We start from the raw sequence: 19,127 nt of genomic DNA on the forward strand, positions 1-19,127 counted from the left end.
GGACTACAGCTGACAGTCCCGCCCGATCTCCTGTTCGTATCGCGATTTGACGTCCTCGAACAGCGTCTCGCCGATCGCCGTCCGAAGTCGCGGGGCGGCCGTCGCGAAAAACTCGTCCAGCTTCTCGTACTGCGAGAAAGCGTCGTTCTCGGCGGTGGCGTCGTACCGATCGTCGTGCTCGTATTTGAGCGCTTGCAGACAGTTGTCGATCAGATCCATGTCTTTGACGAACTGCGCGGTCGGCGTCTCGCGAGCCTCGTACGCCTCCCAGAGCGACTGCACGTCTCGGTCGTCGTCGAACGGCGCGAGCAACTCACGGATCGCCGCCCGCTCTCGGACCGCCTTCTCCTCGGTGGACACCCGCTGGTGTGCGTCGTCAGCGCGGGTCGGGATATCTCCTGTGCGTGCTTCCGCGAGGTCGTGGACCAGCGCCATCGCGACCGCCCGATCGCGGTCGATATCAGCCTCAGCTTGATCGGTATACAGCAGACACAGCGTCGCCACGCCCCACGTGTGGGCCGCCACCGACTCCGGCGCATCGATTCCGCGGAGGACCCAGCCGGTCCGCGACTCGTCTTTCAGCTCGAGCGCCTCGAGCAGAGCGTCGAATTCGTCGGCCATGGCCAAATGGCACGCACTAGCGCCGGTTGAACCCGTCGGTCATCGGCTCCGTTTCGAGCCCGACGGATCGGTTCGGCGACCCGAGCAGCGATCCTCGAACGACAAAGTAAAAGGTCGCTCACGGCGACGTGGCGAGTATGTTTGGAGGAGGCGGCGGCGGACTCAATCCGCGCAAGATGGAGCAGATGATGCAACAGATGGGTATCGACGTCGAGGATATCGACGCCGAAGAGGTCATTATCCGCACTGCGGAGCACGACCTCGTCTTCAACGACGCCGAAGTCACCAAGATGGACGCCCGCGGGCAGGAGACCTACCAGGTTATCGGCTCGCCCGAGAAAGTCGAGGCCGGCTCGGCCGGCGGCGCTGGGGCTGACGACGACGCTGGCGCGTCGATCCCCGACGACGACGTCGAACTCGTCGCCATGCGAGCTGACGTCAGCGAGGACGAGGCCCGCGAGGCCCTCGAAGCGACCGACGGCGACCTCGCCGCGGCGGTCGAATCCCTCGAGTGACCCGCGTGAGCGGTAACGGCGACACGGCCGACGGAGACGCCGAGCGCGACCGCGTGCCGGTCTTGCTCGTCCGTGGCGACCGCGAGTTCCTCGTCGAACCCGGCGACGAGATGGGGACCGACCTCGGCGTGCTCGAGGTACCCGAGGACGTCCAGTCGGGCGACATCGTCGAGACGCATCTGGGCGACGAGTTTCAGGTGCGCCGACTGCGCGGCCCGGATCTCTTCCATCACTTCGAACGGACCGGCGCGCCGATGGTCCCCCGTGACATCGGACTGGTGATCGGCGAGACGGGCATCGCCGGCGGTGACCGGGTGCTCGACGCCGGCACCGGCACGGGCGTGCTCGCGGCGATGATGGCCCGCGCTGGCGCATCGGTGGTGACCTACGAGCAAGACGCTGACTTCGCTGACGTTGCCCGCGAGAACATGTCGCTGGGCGGCGTTTCCGACGTTGTCGACGTTCGAACCGGTGATGTGACCGAGCAGATCGAGTCCCTCGAGCCCTCGTCGTTCGACGTCATGACGCTCGATACGGGCGATGCAGCGACGATGGTCGCGCACGCACCCGACCTGCTGGTCGACGGCGGTTTCGTCGCGGTCTACAGTCCGTTCATCGAGTCCACCCGTGAGGTCGTCGAGGCGGCCCACGAGGTCGGGCTCTCTGACGTGACCACGCGTGAGACGATCCAGCGTGAGATGCAGTTCGACGATCGTGGCTCGCGGCCGTCGACCGCACCTGTCGGTCACACCGGCTATCTGACGATCGCGCGCAACGAATAACGCGGCCTCTCGCGGCTTCTCTTTGCTCGAGCGACGGTACAATCGGATCTTTTCTAGCGGGTGCTGTCTCGAGTTAAGACGCTCTCGAGCGGTGGCCGGGAGCGGGCTCCGAGTAACGCGCGGAGCCCGCGACTCGAGGAAGGGCAGGCGTTTTACAGTAGTTCACCGCGAGCGACCATCGGGAGCGAACGGGCCGACGACTGACCCATCGGGGAAGGAGGAGTGCTTTTGATCAACCCTAAGCGGGAGCGAAGCTCCCGCGAGGTCCGAGAGAGCTTCGCTCTCTCGAGATTTTACCGAGGGACGTCACGCTGTGCGGCGAAGCCGCTAGCGTGACAGACCGCAGCGTAAAAGGTTGTTAGTTGTCGTCCTCGCGCCACTTGTGCTCGCATTCGGTACAGATGAAGAATCGGGTTTCGGACTCGTCGGCGGCCCGGATCTGTTGCATGTACCAGTGGGCCCGGTCGTTGCCACACTCGGGACAGCGCGCGTCGGTTTCGGGCAGCGAGGTCTCGCCGGAGGACTCGATGATCTCACTGGCTTCCTGATCGTCGGTAACGGTGTACTGGGCGGCGTCGCCTTTCGGCTTCGTAAAGCCACAGCTGCCACACTCCCAGATGCCGTCGTCGGCTTTCATCATCGAACCGCATTCGTCGCAGAATTCCATCGTTGTCCGGGCTACGAGCGTCGAGTGACTTAAGACACGCGTTTAGGGCTGCTGATCGCGCTCGGCTCCATGCCCGTCGCGGGGCAGTCAGCCTTCTCCTTCCGATTGATACGGCTCGCCGACAGCCTCGCGCGGAAGGACGTTGTGGAGCTCCGACTCGAGGTCCGCGGCCGACTCGAAGCGGTCGCTGCCGCTGCGTTCAATGAGTGCACCCAGGTTTCGTTCGCCATCGGCCAGGAGAAGCGTGGTATCCCCGAGTTCGGCGGCAGCCTGGTCGGTCGTGATCGGGTACTCGAGGGCCGCGAAGGCGGCTTCGATGCGGCTGAGTTTGACTTCGGACATGGGTGCAGAGACGTGTCCCGGTAACATGTACTTCTGCGACGGTTGCCCGTACTGTCATCGGAACTGCGCTGATTCGTCGAAACTGTAATCGGGTGGGGGCACACAGTTAGGATCCATGCGGAGTGTCGTCGAGCGGGTTATCGCGCCGTTTGCTGTGGATCGACGGGTCCTCGCGCTGGCGGGTGCCCGAATGGCAGACGGGATCGGCAACTCGTTTCTGATCATCGTCATCCCGCTGTACGTGACCAGCGGCGTCGTCGGCGGGACGGCGTTCGGTCTCGAGGAGTCGATGATCATCGGGCTGATCCTTTCGCTGTTTGGCTTTCTCAACAGCAGCTTTCAGCCGGTAACCGGGCGGCTCTCGGATCGGCTCGGCCGGCGCAAGCCCTTTATTTTGGCCGGACTTGCCGGCCTTGCGCTGACGAACATCGCCTACGTGGTCGCGGAGACGTACGTCTCCCTGCTGGTCATCCGCGGGCTGCAGGGGGTCAGCGTCGCCTTCATCATTCCGGCGTCGGTCGCGCTCGTCAACGAACTCGCCTCGAGCGGCGATCGCGGCGGGAACATGGGCGTCTACAACACCTTCCGGTTGGTTGGCTTTGGAGCCGGCCCCGCGGTCGCCGGTGCTGTCGTCAACCTCGGCCCCTACGCGCTCCCCCGTGGGGTGGTTGTCAACGGCTTCGACGCCGCCTTCTACATCGCCACGATCACGGCGACGATCAGCTACGTGCTGGTGACGGTGCTCGTCTCCGATCCCGCGTCGACGGTGGCGAACGCCGGTGCGGACCTCTCGATTCCGGTCCGCGATCGGACGGGACCGAACCTCCTCGATCCCATCTTCACGCTCGGCCTCGCGTCGTTTTTCATGGCGACGGGGATCGCACTCTTTGCGACCATCCAGCCACAGGTCAACGCCCGGCTCGAGCAGGGTGCGACCTGGTTCGGTCTGCAGTTCGCGGCGTTTATCCTCGCGCAGGTCGCCCTCCAGACGCCGATCGGGCGGGCCTGTGATCGGTACGGCCGCCGGCCGTTCATCGTCACTGGAATGGTGTTGTTGATCCCGACGACGCTCGTCCAGGGGTTCATTCTCTCCTCGGTGTTGATGTTCGTCGCGCGGCTGTTCCAGGGCGTCGCCGCCGCGATGGTGTTCGCGCCGTCGCTGGCGCTGGCGGGCGATCTCGCCGGGAAAGGGGAGTCGGGCTCGAAGCTGTCAGTGCTCACGATGGCCTTTGGCTACGGGATCGCCGCCGGGCCGTTCTCGTCGGGCGCGTTGGTTGGGTATGGCTTTCAGGTCCCGTTCGTCTTCGGTGCCGTTCTCGCCGTGTTCGGCGCAATTTTGGTTTATACGCAGGTCGAGGAGACGCTCGAGACGACGGCCTCCGTCCCGGTCTTCGGAGACGATTGAGACGGCCTAACAGCAGTCGGGCTGACCGGACGCGACGGGACGCAACGCAAAAGTAGCGGTTCCCCATACGGTTCGACGATGACGCTCTCGGAGGAGGCCACAGACCGGTTGGCGGACGTCGTGGAGCTACAGCCGACGAAAAATGCCGAACTCCAGGATCGGTGGGACATGGACAGCGGCAGCGAGGTTCACCAGTATCTCGAGAACGAACTCGGCGACTACTACTTCCGTGACGACAACAGCCTGATCCGGGCGACTGCCGAGGCAGCCGACCTGGTCGACGTCGAACCGGGCATCGAGAGCGATCCCGATGCCGACGGGGCCCCCTCCAAAATCCGCGTTCCCGAGCTGCAGGCCCGGATCGTCGCGGTGCTGGCCGCCCCCGACGAGCGATCCGAGAGCGTCGTCTCGGTGCTTCACAAGCTCCAGGAGGAGTACGACGTCGACCCCGACGCCGAGGACGTCCGCTCGGGGCTCCAGAGTCTGCGCCGGAAGGGCGTCGTCGAGGTCGAGTACCGCACCGTACCCACGTTCCGGCTGGCCGTCGAACGCGACGACCTCGAGGTTGCCGTCTCCGACTAACCCGTTCCTGCCGTTGTGACTGTCGGTGTGCTACAGTCCCGGCCGTCGCCGCCGGCGACGCTCGCTGAGAAGCCGCTGTACCAGTTTTCCGGGGCCACCCTCGATCGGCCAGCCGCGGGTCCGCCAGGTCGGCGGCTCGGGTTCGTAGTGCGAACAGGACCCGGCACACTCGGCGGCCGTCTGACAGCGATCCATGGCAGCACAGTGGGGCAGCGCCTGTCGGTCGTCTCGAGCGTGCAACTGGAAGTGCCGGCAGTCGGGACGCATGGTGTCGACAAAGGAGCGCCAGCCGCGCTCGTAGGCGCGTTCGGCGATCGCAAGTCGTGTGTCGACTTTCGTCTCGGGGTCGACGTACTCGAATCGGGCTGCCGACGCGTCGCGAGCGCCGCCGTCGGGTCGCTCGAGGATCCGCGTCCCCGGCTCGTCGACCGCCAGCGTTCGGGGATACCAGGCGATGTCGGCGGTCAGCGCGTCGGGCTCGAGCGCGAGGATTCCGGCCTCGACCGGCAGATCCTCGAAGAGCGCGGGCTCGACGGTGTCTCCTGTCGCCCGGGTTGCGACCCAGACCTCGTCGGCCAGCCCCATGGCGACGTCGTACTCGAGTTGCGCGCCGAGCGCGCGGGCGGCGCTGGCGTCGAGGTCCGGTTTGTTTTCGATCGCGACGATTCGCTCGAGCCAGTCGGGATAGGCCCACTTGCGGCGGATTTCGATACGGTTGCCGTTCTTTCGCGTCTCGAGGATCCCGCGGTCGTCGGCGCGGTGGATCGCCTCGCGGACGTATCGCCACGGGTAGTCGGGGTGTGGGAGGGCGTCGCGATAGTAGGCCCACTCGCCGGGGGCGTTGTGGACGATGTGAAGCAGATCGCCGTCGAGGCGGTCGGGACCGAACTGGGCACGGCGGCGGAGGGCAGCGGGGTCACACTCGAGCACGATGGTGTCCCAGCGGCGGCGCTTCGTGCCGAGTTGGCGAGCGACGATGATCGCGGTGTCGTCGCTGGTCGCGGCTGCTGGTGGCCACGCCAGTTCGGCCCACCGACAGGTTCGTAACTCGAATCCGAATTCGTGTCCAGAGTCGCGCTGCACTGTCCGCGATAGGCTCACGACCGGCATGTGTGCTACGGTACGTTCGTTTCGGCTTCGACGCGTTGCTGTTGGGATCGGGTCACTAACGAAACCGGAAGCGGCGTTTGAACGCCGTTGATTCGGCCTCAGAACGAGGTGGGTGTCGAGGTCGACCGCGACGTGCCGGTCGTGGTGGCTGTCGCGAACGCATGACCGAACATGCGGAAGATCGCGACGTTCGCATAGAACCCAACGAACGGCACGAGTAACGCACCGACGACGGTAAATATCAGAGCAGAGTTGACGATCATGAGCACGAAGGCCACGGCCATCGGAAAGAGCGCCGCCAACAGATAGTCGGTGCTCAGCAGAACGGGCTTGATCGCGCTCATGTCGAACGCTGCGCTGATCGACCCTTCGCGGGCGTAGTTGGTCAGCCCCGCGGGAACGATGTAGTAGATAATCAACAGCAGTGGAATGCTTGCAAAGACCGTCATGAACCCGATACCGGCGATCAGCCCACCACCATCACCGCCGAGCCCCAAGCCAACGCCGATCAAGCCGAATACAACCACCGAATAGATGATCGTTGGCACGATCGCATACGCCAGTCCAATGACCGTCCCGGCCAGGCCCTTTACGAAGAGGTCGCCCCACTCGGTGAACTCCGGTGGGTTCTCGTCGCCGGCAACCGTCTTCTCGAGCACGCGGATCCAGTACCCGGTCAAGAGAATCGCAGGAAACAGCAACGCTGAGAGGAACGCGAGTCCGCCACCGATCAGTATCCGTCCGACCCAGTCGCCCCGAACCGGATATGAGAGTCCATCTTCTAACATGTCTCGTTCACAACCAGTGAATTCGTTGACGATACGAAACACTTTCGATGAGAGGAGAGTACGGAGCAGTAGTATGTTTCCTGCTGGTCATACTGCCGGACAGAACGACGCGACGCCGGTCGCATGTATGCGGCAGTCACCTGCGGGGACGGCCGCAAATTCGCGACCGGCTTCGTCTTGACTGCTGTCCAGTAGTGTCAGTGAAGTGTCTAATCAGCAGCGCCACTATCGGTGGTCCAGTAAGGGTGCAACCGCGGACGACAGCGACGAACAGGACCTCGACTCGTCCGATGTCGGCATCGCGGTATGAGCCGTCGCCGACCTACTCTTCCTCGTCCTCGCGTTCGTCCAAGAACTCGTGGGCGTCCTCTAAGATTTCTCGAGGGCCGTCCTGCGTGACGGTGTTGATCGCCTGTTCGTAGTCGCGCCACTGGAGGTCGCGGTGTTCGTTCGAGAGTTCCGCGCTGGCCTCGAACGATTTCGCAATAAAGAGGTGAACGGTCTTGTGGATCGTCTTGCCGTTCGCCTCGAAGACGTAGTCGTAGTCCTTGCGAAAGCCGTCGAGTAGTCGGAACTGTTCGATACCTGCCTCTTCCTTTACTTCGCGGATCGCCGTCTGCTGTAGTTCTTCATCTCCTTCGACACCGCCCTTGGGAAACTCCCAATCGCCTGGGCGGCTCTTGAGTAGAAGATACTCGCGCCGGCCCCGCGTATCGCGGAAGAGGATCGCGCCTGCGCTCGTAGCTTCGACTGCCATTAAGTTGGCTAACAGGTGCGACGTTAAGAGAATATCGGACTGTTCGTCCAGCGTATACTGATTGCGGCCCCGATTTTCACGCCATCACCGGCCGATCGACCGCAGTCGTTCACCGCACGTGACCTGTCTCGACGCGTCTCAGCAACTTTTTACGCACCCACCGTCGACATATGCGACAGCACCAGCCATGACCTTCGTCACCCGCCTGACGCTCCAAAGCGGCGACCGCGCCGCGCTCGATGGTATCGTCGAAGACATCAAAACAACCGCCGAGCGAAAGGGAGCGGCACTGAAAGGTCCTCACTCTCACCCGCCGGAACGACTCTCGGTCCCACAGTGCTGTCGACTGCACGCTGACGACGACCGGCAGTTTTCCTCGTGGGACTACACCGTCTTCACCCGCGAACTCGAGATTCACGGCCACGATAATCTCGCACGTAATATCGCCTCACAGAACTTCCCCGATTCGGTCCACATCGAGGCCGAAGTCGAGCAGATCCACGGCGCTGGCCGCGGGAACTGAGGGCTTTTCTCCGTCGCGTCGAGCCGAGATCGCCGTCAGAGCTTTTTATCCGTCTCTCGGAGGGAGTAGCATGACCGCGGACGACCTCGTAACCCTCCGACGAGACCTCCACCAGAAACCCGAACCTGCCTGGCGCGAATTCTACACGACTGCACGGATCGTCGACGAACTCGAGTCGCGACTCGGCGACGATCTCGACCAGCTTTACGTCGGGCCCGAGGCGATCGCGGGCGACCACCGGCTAGCAGTCCCCGACGACGCGGAACTGGCCCGCTGGTACGAGCAGGCCCAAGAGACGGACGTCGATGACGCCACGCTTGAGCGGCTTGCTGGCGGCTACACCGGTGCGGTCGCCGTCATCGAACGCGGCGAGGGGCCGACCGTCGGCCTGCGCGTCGACATCGACGGGCTCCCGCGACCCGAATCCGACGAGTTGAGCCACACTCCTGCTGCTGCGGGCTTTCGCTCTGAACATGAGGGTGCGATGCACGCCTGCGGCCACGACGCCCACGCGACCATCGGGGTCGGCGTCCTCGAGCGCATCGCAGAGAGCGACTTTGCAGGAACACTCAAAGTGTTCTTCCAGCCCGCCGAGGAGGTCGTCGGCGGCGGCAAGTCGATGGCCGAAAGCGAGCACATCCGAGATGTCGACTCCCTGCTCGCGACCCACATCGGGCTCGACCATCCGACCGGCGAGATCGTCGCCGGGATCGACGGCTTTCTGGCGGTCTCGCACCTCGAGGCCGAGTTCACGGGCGAATCGGCCCACGCCGGCGGCCACCCCGAACAGGGACGCAACGCCGTGCAGGCGATGGCGACGGCCGTCCAGAATCTCTACGGGATTCCCCGGCACAACGACGGCAAAACGCGGGTCAACGCGGGTGTCGTCGAGGGCGGCAGCGCTGCTAACGTCATCCCCGACGTGGCGCGGATCGTCGCCGAAGTGCGCGGCGAGACGACAGAACTGATGGAGTACATGAAACATCGAGCCGAGCAGGTGCTCCGGAGTGCCGCCGAGATGCACGACTGTGAGGTGTCGGTCGAGACCGGCGCGGAGGCACCTAGCGCGAGAAGTGACGGCGACCTCGTTTCGACCGTCGCCGACGTGGCCGGCGAGACGGCGGGCGTCGAACGGGTCAAAGAGCGCGACGAACTCGGTGGCAGCGAGGACGCGACGTACCTGATGCGGGCGGTCCAGGAACGCGGCGGCAGCGCCTGTTACGTTGGCGTCGGCACCGACCACCCCGGCGGCCATCACACGGCGACGTTCGACGTCGACGAAGCGAGCATCGGCCACGGGGTCGACGTGCTGGCCGGGACGATCGAGCGGCTGGGTCAGCGGTCGGACTAATATAGAAAGTCCGAACAGTCATCATCGTCGAACCGAACCACGTGACACGATGGTCGGGCGATCAGCAGACTGCGACGATTTCGTCGACGCGCACTGGCGGGGCCATCATCGACTGCTCGAGGTGGACCAATCGTGGAGATAACCCGCGTGCGGGCCGCGCTCTGGGCGCGCATGGCGGTCTCGGTGGTGCTGCTTGCGCTCGCGCTGGGGCTCCTCGTTGCCATCGAAGTCGTGTTGATCGGTCTCGCGTCCGGACTGGCGATAATCGTTCCCTATGGCGTTTTCACGATCACACTCGGGAGTTCGTCGCTCGCCGTCGTCCCTACTGCAATCATCTACGGTGGGCTGGCGTTCGCGGCGGGCTGTGCCGTTCGCGTGATGCGGCGGGGGCCCACTCCCTCGGAGACGGCAGTCAAAGTCGTCGCCGTGACGTATTTGCTGGTGATGCTGTCGTCGCTGGTCGCGACCGGATACCTGCTCGTCTCGGTCCTTAGGTATTCGACCAGAGCGGCGATACTCGTCTGTGGAGTCCTCGTCGCTGCCGTCTTCGTCGGCTGGCTCCTCTACGCGGCGGTCGACTGGTCGAACGCGGACGAGACGGAGCGTTCCAGCGATTGGACGAGTGATACCGCGGCGACCGACGAGACCGTCGAGATCACGACCGAAATGCGCCGGCTGCTCGAGGCGGTCGGCGAACTGACGGACCGACCGGTATACGGCTATCTCGGCGTCACACTCGCAGGAATCGTCGTCCTTGGCTTCGTCTTCGTTGCCGCGACGATCGTTCCGGCGGTCTATCACCTTCCGGGACTGGCGGCGGTCGGCAGCCTCTGTATCGTCGGGCTGCACGTCGGTACCACGGTTCGATCTGAATACACTGGCGAGAGCGCAGTCCTTCGCGACCTCGAGCACGGCGAGCGACTCGAGTCGCGAGCCACGGCGGACGACCACGGTCTGGCGCCGCTCCAAGCGACGGTCGGCCGGCTTGCGGCCCAGGCCGACGTTCCCCCACCCGCGGTTCGCATCGATCCGAGTGCCACCCAGCGGGCCATCACGGTCGGCTACCGACCCGCGACGTCGACGATCGTGGTCTCCCGGGGACTCCTCGAGTCCCTCGACGACCGCGAACTCGAAGCGGTGCTCGCACACGAACTCGCACACGTCGTAAACCGAGATGCGGCCGTCATGACGTTTCTCGCCCTTCCCGCAGCGAGCGCGACCGCGGCGGTCGATCGCCACGTCGCGAACCCGGTCCTCGCGATTCCCGCAGCCGTTACGTACGCGGTAAGCCGGTGGTGTGTCGCCCTCGTCTCGAGCTATCGAGAGTACGTCGCCGACGATGGTGCCGTCGCGATCACTGGTGATCCGGCCGCCCTCGCGAGTGCTCTCGAGACGCTCGACGCCGACCTCGAACGGCGGCCTGCGACGGATCTGCGCGATCACCGTTCCACAATGGCGTTCTCGATCGTCCCGCCGCCATGGGAGAAGCATCGCTTTTTCGACCGGGCCCGGTGGATCATCGCTCGAGGAATCTTTGGGACACACCCCGACACCGAAACGCGGATCGATCGGCTCAGAACTGCCGTCGAAAGGCGCGATTGAATGGGTTGGCTCCGCGACCCCGGTCGACGGGTCACGACCGACCGCCGATCAGGCGTCCATCACGACCTCGAGGTCGAACGGCGCGTCGGCGGGTGCCATGTCGGGCTCGAGGTAGCCGACCGCGAAGGCAGTGTAGACGCTGCCGGCTTCTGGTGCCACGTCGAAGGTCGCGACCACGTCACCGTCGTTGGTCTCGGTCGCCGGTCGGACCTCGAGGGTGTAGTCGCCGCCTGGCACTTCAGTCGTCGCTGCGTCGCCGAATGCCGCGCCCTCGAACAGTACCGTCTCGCCGTCACCGACCGTGACGTCGACCGCGGGCGCGTCCGGCGAGGCGTGAACGAGACGCACCCGTGCGTTGTCACCCGGGTCGCTGACGTCGTCTTCGAGCACTGCCGGTGCAAAGGGCTGGTTCGTCTCGCTTAGTTCTCCTAGTGCCGCGATGGTGAACGCTCCGTCCGTGATCTCGAGGTCGTCCTCGAACACGACCGTGTCGGGATCTCCTGCGGCCGTGATCATTACCGTGTAGGTGCCCGGCGCGAGCTCGAGGTAGTCGCTGACGGCCCGGTAGGGAACGTCCTCGAGGACCATGTCGCCGTCGACGTACACATCGACGTTCGGCGCGTCCGGCGAGAGGTGAGCGACACGGACGTTTGCCATTGCCTCGTCGCTTCCGCCGTCGTCCATCCCGTCGTCACTCATGTCATCTCCAGACCCGCTCCCGCCCATCTCGCCGTCGTCATCACTCCCACCCATACAGCCGGCGAGCGCGATTCCGCCTGTAGTTCCAATCAGGGTCAGTGCGCGTCGGCGTGTGTGGCTTTCTGCCATATATCCGGGTACTTGATGGGTAGGAAAGACGAAAATCCCTAACAACGTAGGGGTATTTCCACACGAATTTATAACTCACCGACCAGTAATACCGAATTACTCGGATGTAGCCGTCTCGAGTGAACGATGGCCGGGAGGACGGCTCGAGCAACGCGAGAGCCGGCTGACTCGGGGGAGGGCAGGCGGTTACCCAGGTACCGACCGCGAGCGAACCCGACGGGTGAGCGAGCGGGCCGACGACCGACCCGTAGGGGAGGGAGGAGTGCTTTTGATCGACATTTGGCCGAGGGCCGGCTTGCCGGCCCGCAGCGCAAAAGGTCGGTTCTAGTACTTGGGTTCCGCCCCAGTCGTCTCGTAGACCTGTTCCATGAGGTCGTCGCGGCGTTGCTGCCAGTGCTCGAGTGCGGCGGGATGGTGGGGATACCCCTCGTAGAGCTCGAGCAGGTCGTCGGCCCGGCGTTTGGTCTGGAAGAGCGTCCAGATCGTCCCCCAGTGGCCGCGGCTGTTGAGCAGTCCCTCCGCGGCGAGTTTCGGGCCGACGCTCGTACTGCCCGAGTACAGCGCCTCCGCGAGTTTCTCGCCGGGCATCGCGGCGAGCAGGCCCATCAGGTCGTCGACGTCGACGGCCGTCGAGAGGATGTTGTAGACGTCCAGCGCGGCGTAGCGTGCGCCGAAGTGGTCCATGACGCGCTCGTTGTACTCCCAGAGGGCCTTCTCGCTGACGTCGCCGGTCTCGAGCGCCTCGATCGCGGCCTCACCGGCGTACTTGCCGCCGTAGGCGGCACCGGCGATGCCGCCGCCGGTCGTGGGGTTGACGTGGCCGGCGGCGTCGCCGATGGCCATGTAACCTGGATGGACCGCCGAATCGTAGGGCCGCCGCGTCGGGAGGGCTGCGCCGAGTTTGTCCTCGACCTCGGCATCCCGGAACTCGGGGCGGGTCTCGAGGTCGCGTTTGAGGTCGTCGACGAGTTTCATCGGCTCTTCGGTCATCTGGAAGCCAAGCCCGGCGTTGATCTCCGTCTCGGTGCGCGGGAAGTACCAGAGGTAGCCCGCGGCGCGTTCGGTCGGCTTGAAGACGAGTGCGTCGTCCCACTCGACGGGGTCGTCGACGTGGACGATCTCGCGGTAGGCAGAACAGAAGTGCGTATAGTTAACGTTGGTGTCGAACGAGGAAGTCGAGAAGTCGACGTGATCCTGGAGGACGGACAGCGAGCCCGCGGCGTCGATGACGATGTCGGCCTCGTAAGTGAGCGGGTCGCCCTTACGGATCGCTTCGACGCCGGTGACACGGCCGTCGTCATCCTGAAGGACGTTTTGTACGACGGTGTCGTAGTGGAACTCGACGCCGACGTCGTCGGCCCCGTCGATGATCCGCCGGCCGTACTCCCAGCGGTCGATGACGGCCAGCTCGCCCGGAATCGGAATCTCGAGGACGGTATCCTCCTGGGGGATTTCGAAGCGGCCGTGGTCGACGCCCGTATTCGTGAAGGCGGGCTCGAGTTTCGACTTCGGGATCGCCTCCGGGAAGCTGTCGGCTCCCTTCAGCGCGTCGCCACAGGCGATGTGGCCCGCTTCGGATTCGGGCTTTCGCTCGAGGATGATGACGTCGTACCCTTCCCGTGCGATGGTCGCTGCGGCGTAGCACCCTGCGGTTCCGGCGCCGACGACGACCACGTCCGGCGACTGCGTCTTCGGCGTCGTGGCGGCCGACTGCTCCTGCGTGCTCATATCAACACTGTGGATGCCGCGGTAAGAAAACGTTTTATCAAGCGGTTAGCTGCGATTTGTGGCCGATCCGGTGGCGAGCCCGCGCGGTGGAATCGGCCGGTTTGATCCCCTGCAATGAAATAAAGAGTTTTAGTGAGGTCCGCCGTACCGGACCGTATGACTGAGTATACGGTCGAGTTCGTCGGGACGGGTGAGACGATCACCTGTACCGACACGGAGACGATCCTCAGCCGGTGTCTCGAGGAGGGGATCGCCCAGGAGTACTCCTGCCGGGTGGGGATGTGTCTGGCGTGTTCTGCCGAAATCGTCGAAGGTGAGGTCACCCAGCCCGCAGCCCGTGGCCTGACCGAAGAAGAGGCCGAACGCTACGCGCTGACCTGCATGGCACGGCCGCAGTCGGATCTGAAACTCGATCGTGGCAAGTACCCGCCGAGTATCGAGGGCGACCTCGAGGCCAGCGGTGAACGTGACAGCGCAGTCGCCGACGACTGATACGCATTCTGTCACTCATTTCCGGCGCACCCACAACCCGTCATGCGGGTGCGCCGGTACATAGTGACAGCAGACCGTATGATACTGGGGAGCTGTTTTAGAAACCGAGCGCGAAACACACGCTGAAACTGGGACTCGACTCGGCGACGCGGTGTGGTTCGAGGAACGGGACCGTGATTACTCGACGAAGTCGATGTCGTCGCCGCCCGCGGGTTCGGGCTGGACGGCGGCCTCGCCGTCCGGCCGACCGTAGATCTGTGGCGACTCGACGCCCGTGACGACGATCATCGTCCGCATACTGCCCTCGAGACTCTCGTCGATCGAGGTGCCCCAGATGATGCGGGCGTCGGGGTCGATCCGGTCGTAGATCTCCTCGACGACGCCTTCGGCTTCCTCGATGGCCATGTCGTTGCCACCGGTGACGTTGACGAGCGCGGAGCTCGCACCGGAGATGTCGACGTCCAAAAGCGGCGAGCGCAGCGCGGTCTTGACCGAGTCCTCGGCTTTGGCCTCGGAGTCGGCTTCGCCCAGCCCGATCATAGCGACGCCGCCACGTTCCATGACGGTGCGCACGTCGGCGAAGTCCAGGTTGACGAGGCCGGGTTTCGTGATGAGTTCCGTGATGCCCTTGACCGAGCGCATCAGGACCTCGTCGGAGACCTTGAACGCCTGGCGGACGGGCAGTTTGCCCACTGAATCGAGCAGGCGGTCGTTGGGGACGACGATGACGGTGTCGGAGACGTCGCGCAGGCGCTCGAGGCCGGCCTCCGCGTTGGTTCGACGGACCTCTCCCTCGGCGGTAAATGGCGTTGTGACGATCGAAATCGTGAGTGCGCCAGCCTCGCGGGCAGCTTTGGCAACGACGGGCGCAGAGCCAGTGCCGGTGCCACCACCGAGGCCGGCCGTGACGAAGACCATATCGGAGCCGTCGATGGCGTCGTAGATGTCCTGCTGACTCTCGAGGGCGGCTTCCTCGCCGACCTGGGGCAGGGAGCCAGCCCCGCGGCCGCCGGTTTTCTCCTCGCCCATCAGGATCTTCGTGTCGGCGTCGATCTCGACGAGGTGCTGGACGTCCGTGTTGGCGGCGACGAGTTTCGCCCCGTGGATCCCCTCCTCGTGCATGCGGTTGATCGTGTTCCCACCGGCACCGCCACAGCCGACGACGGTGATGTCAGTCTGGAGGTCCTGCAAAACGTCTTCCAGTTCGTCGTCGGTCATCGTCCCGGTCTGTCGGCCGTCCGACGACCCGCCGCCGGACTGCCCCTCTTGGGGCTCCTCGTCGGGGACCGTGGCCGCCCCGTCTTCGGCCTCGTCGATCGCGTCGTCGATGAGAGAGTCCATTCTTGCCCGTGTCTAAACGATGGAGCATAATTACCTTTCCCCTACACGTCAGACTACCGTCTGACGCGGTAGAACTCGATTACGAGTACTACTGCGTGAACGTCGAATCCGCCGGCAGTGACCGAGTAATACTGTTTTACTGTCGGCTATCGATCCGATCAGATTCGAAACCGATGCGTTCGTTCGGTGCGAACTCTCTCGGGACTGACCGTTTCTCCGTCGACGGTCACGGGCTCGCCGTCGGCGAGTGCACCGAACTTCGGGCCTTCGGGAACGCCGGCTTCGCGTGCCAGTTCGGGATCGAAGGCCGTCTCCTCGGCGATGACCGCGTCTGCTTCGATCCACACGGTATCGTATTTTTCCGCGAGGACATCGGCCAGCCCCTCGATAATCGCGTCTCTAGCTCCGACCGAGTCATCATCGCCGTCGTCTCCGGGAATCGCCACCCGCGAGCCGACGCGAGTCCCGCCGTTTTCGGTAGCGAAGGCAACGGTGTTCGCTTCGACGATCGCACGGACGCGATCGGGATCGATCCCTTGCGCAGCGCTGATGAGATCGGCCGGCAGGTCGACGACAGTGACTGACGCAGCGGACCGGTCGCCAAAGCGAATCCCGTCGTCGATGGCCCCCAACTCGGTCTCGACCGCGTCGACGAGTGCAAGCGGCCGGTCGTCGACCTCGCGGAGCCACGTCTCGCTGACGAGCCGGCAGTCCAGTTCCCCGAGCGTCTCCTCGAGCACCGGCCACTCGCCATCGAGCAGCGCGATCTCGGCCCCGCTGGCGTCGAACGCGCGCTCGAGGGCGTCCCGGTGGGCCGTCGGATGGCCCATCGCCTCGAGCGCCCAGTCGGCCGCAACGTGGCCGACCGCCCACGCGGTCTCGCGGGCGACCCGTCCGAACCGGGGGGCGTAGTGGTTGCCGCCGAAGCCGACGAGCTGTCTGTCACGATGTGGCGCAACGTTTCGTAACTCGAGGACGGCGCGGGCGACAGCGTCGGCACCAGCGGGATCGTCCCATTGCTCGTCGTCGCTGCCCAGTTCCGCAAAGAGCGACGGACAGCCGACCTCGGAGGGGCCGTGATGGGTACACTCCATGCCCACGTCGTATTCGGCGGGAGCATACTCCTCGAAGGCCGCGAGCAACTCGGCCAGGGCGTTCGGCGCGGCGTCGGCCAGCGCGTCGGGCTCGCCGCCGAACTCGGCCGGGCCGAAGTTGCCCGTGAAGTGGCCGGTCAGCAGCGGCCCGGTATCCCCCGAGTGTCGCGAGGCGAAGACGAGCAGGTCGGGGTCGCAGTCGAAGGCGTCGGCAGGCCGCTCGAGGTCGATGTGCAACCCATCGAACGACCGCAGGACGGCACCGTCGGTCCGGTAGTAGGTGCCGCCGCCGTCGGCCGCCGGACGGCTGTCGTCGGTTCGCTGGGTCCAGTCGGCGCGCTCGCGGAGTCGATCACAGATGTGCTCCGAGGCGCGGTCAGCGTGGCTTTCGACGATCGCGAGCGTGGTCATATCCGTGCTCGTGAGTTGTCGGCGTTAACGTCGCCGGTTTCCATCTGGAGATGACGGCGGCCCGTAACTTTTCATGTGTGTGGATACCATACACTGAATGTGGACTAGTTGACCAATGAGCAATGACGCGTCGGATCCAACTGTCACGTCCGGGGGGCAGTCGCTCGAGTTCGACCTCGAAATCAGCGAGTTGAGCGCACTCGTCAGCGGTTGTGCCATCGCGCTGTTCGATGCCGACGGCTGCGTTACCGCGTGGAACACGGGGGCACGCCGGCTTACCGGCTACGACGCGGAGACGATCGTCGGCGACCACTACCGGACGCTCTTTCCGGCCGACGCCCGCGATGCCGGTCGCCCGGACCGGTTGCTCGAGCGAACACGAGCCGAGGGAACCATCGAAGCCGACGGCTGGCGGCTCGGAGACGGCGACAGTCGGCTGTGGGTCTGTGAGTCCGTCGCCACTGTCCATGCGGACGGCGGCGTCGGCGTTCCCGTCGAGTCCGCAGCCGACTTAGACGGGTATCTCTGGGTCGTCCGCGACCGGACTGACGACCACGAGCGCGAACGCGAGCTCTGCGAGGAGAAGGCGTTCACCGAAAGCGTCCTCGAAGCACAGCCGGATCTCCTCTATGCCTACGACACCGAGGGAGCGCTGATCCAGTGGAACGACCAATTCGAGCGCGTGACCGGCTACGACCCGGCGACGACCGGTGACATCGATCCGCTGACGTTCATCGCACGCGAAGACCGCGATCACCTCGAGAAGGCAATCGAACGCATCCTCGAGGACGGCGAACGCATCACCGCCGAGGGCCAGGTTCTCACGGCCGACGACGACCGACTCCCCTACGAGTTCAACAGCGCCAGGATCGTCAACGACGGCGACGTGCTCGGCTTTACCGGCATCGGTCGCGACATCTCAGCGCGCAAAACCCGCGAGCGCGAACTCGAGCGCCTCGAGCGGCTCAATGCGGCGGTTCGGGCGATCGATGATACGATGGTCACGGCGAACTCCCGCGACGAGATCGAAGCCGCGATCGTCGAAACGTTCGCCGCCGACGACGCCTACCAATTCGGTGTCATCGGTCGGGCTCGAGGTGTCGCGACCGGAGAGGGGTACTCGTGGGAGCCGACTGCCTGGGCCGGAATCGACGCGACCGCCGCTGCTGTGTGCTCGTCGTTCGTCGCGCCACCGACCGCCGCCGGCGGCGAGTCGGCACTCGAAACGCGAGCTGTACAGCGGTATCGATCCCTCCGCGAAAGCCCGATCGAGCAGTGGCGACGCCACGCTCGCGAGCACGACTACGGCTCGATTGCCGTCGTCCCCATTTCCGCGAGCAGCACGCCACTCGGGGCACTCGTGATCGGCACGGACGAGCCGTCGGCGTTTGTCGATCGCGAGCAGCAAGTGCTCCAGGAGTTCGGTGGGACGGTCGGACACGCCATCAACGCGATGGCGGTCCGCCGGCTGCTCTATCAGGACACCGTCGTCGAACTCGAATTCGAATCGACCGACCGGGGCGATGCCTGTATTCGGCTCTCCGACGACCTCGGCTGCAAGCTGTCGGTCGACCACGCCTTGCCGCTGAGCGACGAGGTATTTATTTACTATCTGACCGCGTCCGGCGTCGATCCCGATCGCGTTTGCGACCGCGCCCGCGACGACGAGGCGATTACGGACTTCCGGCTCATCGACGCCAGTGACGACGAGAGCTACTGTGAGTGTGTCGTTCGCAACGCGACGATCGCCGAAACGTTCGCCGGTTACGGCGCGCGGCTCCAGTCGAAAACCGTCCGTGACGGCGTCGCGAAACTAACGGTTCAGGTCAGTTCCGATGTAGCACTTCAGGAATTCGTCGACACGATTACGTCGGCCTATCCCGACAGCCGACTCCGTTCGAAACGAACCGTCGAGCGCCCGGTCGAGACGCGCGGCGACTTTCGGCGCACCGTCGAGTCGCTGCTGACCGACAAACAGCGCATCGCGCTCGAGGCGGCGTATCACGGCGGCTACTTCGAGTGGCCGACCCGACACAGCAACGCGAGTGAGATCGCCGACCGACTCGGGATCGCTCGCCAGACCTTCCACCAGCACCTGAGAGTCGCACAGGCGAAACTGCTGTCGGCGTATTTCGGTGATGCAGATTGAGACCGGCTGCTGTCCCGATGTTTCGGTGGGACCGTCGGA

The 19,127-nt window shown here is 64.8% G+C and carries 19 protein-coding genes; 9 read left to right on the forward strand and 10 right to left on the reverse strand.

Features of this window, described 5'->3' with window-relative positions:
- Positions 1-3 precede the first annotated feature (3 nt).
- Positions 4-621, reverse strand: coding sequence for an HD family hydrolase (locus E2L06_RS02760; RefSeq protein WP_138778387.1), 618 nt, complete (start codon positions 619-621; stop codon positions 4-6).
- Between the two features lie 137 nt (positions 622-758).
- Here E2L06_RS02760 and E2L06_RS02765 point away from each other — a divergent pair, with 137 nt between their 5' ends.
- Together E2L06_RS02765 and E2L06_RS02770 are read left to right on the forward strand one after the other, a co-directional pair.
- Positions 759-1,136: a nascent polypeptide-associated complex protein gene (locus E2L06_RS02765; RefSeq protein WP_138778389.1), complete on the forward strand. Its 378-nt coding sequence runs from the start codon at positions 759-761 to the stop codon at positions 1,134-1,136.
- Positions 1,133-1,918 (forward strand): methyltransferase domain-containing protein, encoded by a 786-nt coding sequence (locus tag E2L06_RS02770; protein WP_171052296.1) that lies wholly within the window; start codon positions 1,133-1,135, stop codon positions 1,916-1,918. The genes E2L06_RS02765 and E2L06_RS02770 overlap by 4 nt, the downstream gene beginning before the upstream one ends.
- A 358-nt stretch (positions 1,919-2,276) precedes the next feature.
- Here E2L06_RS02770 and E2L06_RS02775 read toward each other — a convergent pair whose 3' ends face one another.
- Both E2L06_RS02775 and E2L06_RS02780 read right to left on the reverse strand, forming a co-directional pair.
- Positions 2,277-2,585 carry a transcription factor S gene (locus E2L06_RS02775; RefSeq protein WP_138778391.1) on the reverse strand — a complete coding sequence of 103 codons (309 nt, stop codon included), beginning with the start codon at positions 2,583-2,585 and terminating at the stop codon, positions 2,277-2,279.
- An 87-nt stretch (positions 2,586-2,672) separates the two neighbouring features.
- The gene (locus tag E2L06_RS02780; RefSeq protein ID WP_138778393.1) at positions 2,673-2,927 is read right to left on the reverse strand and encodes a hypothetical protein; all 255 of its coding nucleotides are present in this window, start codon (positions 2,925-2,927) and stop codon (positions 2,673-2,675) included.
- A gap of 115 nt (positions 2,928-3,042) precedes the next feature.
- Between E2L06_RS02780 and E2L06_RS02785 the strand changes: the two genes are divergently transcribed.
- Both E2L06_RS02785 and E2L06_RS02790 read left to right on the forward strand, forming a co-directional pair.
- Positions 3,043-4,332, forward strand: a complete 1,290-nt coding sequence (locus E2L06_RS02785; RefSeq protein WP_138778395.1) for an MFS transporter — start codon at positions 3,043-3,045, stop codon at positions 4,330-4,332.
- A 78-nt stretch (positions 4,333-4,410) separates the two neighbouring features.
- Complete coding sequence (locus tag E2L06_RS02790) at positions 4,411-4,914, forward strand: DUF5797 family protein (RefSeq protein WP_138778397.1); 504 nt, start codon at positions 4,411-4,413, stop codon at positions 4,912-4,914.
- 30 nt (positions 4,915-4,944) lie between these two features.
- Here the strand turns inward: E2L06_RS02790 and E2L06_RS02795 are convergent, their stop codons facing one another.
- The 3 genes from E2L06_RS02795 to E2L06_RS02805 form a co-directional block, all read right to left on the reverse strand.
- Entirely contained in the window at positions 4,945-6,024 is a 1,080-nt protein-coding gene (locus tag E2L06_RS02795; RefSeq protein WP_138778399.1) for a DUF5787 family protein, read from the reverse strand.
- Between the two features lie 98 nt (positions 6,025-6,122).
- The gene (locus tag E2L06_RS02800; RefSeq protein ID WP_138778401.1) at positions 6,123-6,812 is read right to left on the reverse strand and encodes a DUF4013 domain-containing protein; all 690 of its coding nucleotides are present in this window, start codon (positions 6,810-6,812) and stop codon (positions 6,123-6,125) included.
- 322 nt (positions 6,813-7,134) lie between these two features.
- On the reverse strand, positions 7,135-7,569 hold the full coding sequence (locus E2L06_RS02805) for a bis(5'-nucleosyl)-tetraphosphatase (RefSeq protein ID WP_138778403.1): 435 nt from the start codon (positions 7,567-7,569) through the stop codon (positions 7,135-7,137).
- Between the two features lie 187 nt (positions 7,570-7,756).
- Here E2L06_RS02805 and E2L06_RS02810 point away from each other — a divergent pair, with 187 nt between their 5' ends.
- The 3 genes from E2L06_RS02810 to E2L06_RS02820 all read left to right on the forward strand — a co-directional run bounded on the left by E2L06_RS02810 (position 7,757) and on the right by E2L06_RS02820 (position 11,045).
- Positions 7,757-8,092, forward strand: coding sequence for an uS10/mL48 family ribosomal protein (locus E2L06_RS02810; RefSeq protein WP_138778405.1), 336 nt, complete (start codon positions 7,757-7,759; stop codon positions 8,090-8,092).
- A gap of 70 nt (positions 8,093-8,162) precedes the next feature.
- Positions 8,163-9,443: an amidohydrolase gene (locus E2L06_RS02815; protein ID WP_138778407.1), complete on the forward strand. Its 1,281-nt coding sequence runs from the start codon at positions 8,163-8,165 to the stop codon at positions 9,441-9,443.
- Between the two features lie 132 nt (positions 9,444-9,575).
- Positions 9,576-11,045 carry a M48 family metallopeptidase gene (locus tag E2L06_RS02820; RefSeq protein ID WP_249361358.1) on the forward strand — a complete coding sequence of 490 codons (1,470 nt, stop codon included), beginning with the start codon at positions 9,576-9,578 and terminating at the stop codon, positions 11,043-11,045.
- Positions 11,046-11,093: 48 nt separating this feature from the next.
- Here E2L06_RS02820 and E2L06_RS02825 read toward each other — a convergent pair whose 3' ends face one another.
- The gene (locus E2L06_RS02825; protein ID WP_138778409.1) at positions 11,094-11,873 is read right to left on the reverse strand and encodes a DUF4397 domain-containing protein; all 780 of its coding nucleotides are present in this window, start codon (positions 11,871-11,873) and stop codon (positions 11,094-11,096) included.
- A 324-nt stretch (positions 11,874-12,197) separates the two neighbouring features.
- Entirely contained in the window at positions 12,198-13,601 is a 1,404-nt protein-coding gene (locus E2L06_RS02830) for a geranylgeranyl reductase family protein (protein WP_138778411.1), read from the reverse strand.
- Positions 13,602-13,757: 156 nt separating this feature from the next.
- Here E2L06_RS02830 and E2L06_RS02835 point away from each other — a divergent pair, with 156 nt between their 5' ends.
- Complete coding sequence (locus E2L06_RS02835) at positions 13,758-14,093, forward strand: 2Fe-2S iron-sulfur cluster-binding protein (protein ID WP_138778413.1); 336 nt, start codon at positions 13,758-13,760, stop codon at positions 14,091-14,093.
- A 177-nt stretch (positions 14,094-14,270) separates the two neighbouring features.
- Here the strand turns inward: E2L06_RS02835 and ftsZ are convergent, their stop codons facing one another.
- Positions 14,271-15,434, reverse strand: coding sequence for a cell division protein FtsZ (gene ftsZ, locus E2L06_RS02840; RefSeq protein WP_138778415.1), 1,164 nt, complete (start codon positions 15,432-15,434; stop codon positions 14,271-14,273).
- Between the two features lie 158 nt (positions 15,435-15,592).
- Positions 15,593-16,939 carry a D-aminoacyl-tRNA deacylase gene (locus E2L06_RS02845; RefSeq protein ID WP_138778417.1) on the reverse strand — a complete coding sequence of 449 codons (1,347 nt, stop codon included), beginning with the start codon at positions 16,937-16,939 and terminating at the stop codon, positions 15,593-15,595.
- A 115-nt stretch (positions 16,940-17,054) separates the two neighbouring features.
- On the opposite strand from E2L06_RS02845, the gene E2L06_RS02850 reads away from it, so the two are divergent.
- Entirely contained in the window at positions 17,055-19,088 is a 2,034-nt protein-coding gene (locus tag E2L06_RS02850) for a bacterio-opsin activator domain-containing protein (protein ID WP_138778419.1), read from the forward strand.
- Positions 19,089-19,127: the final 39 nt, after the last annotated feature.

Origin of the sequence: Haloterrigena sp. H1, from assembly GCF_005938085.1 — an archaeon.
In the GTDB taxonomy this organism is placed as follows: Archaea; Halobacteriota; Halobacteria; order Halobacteriales; family Natrialbaceae; genus Natrinema.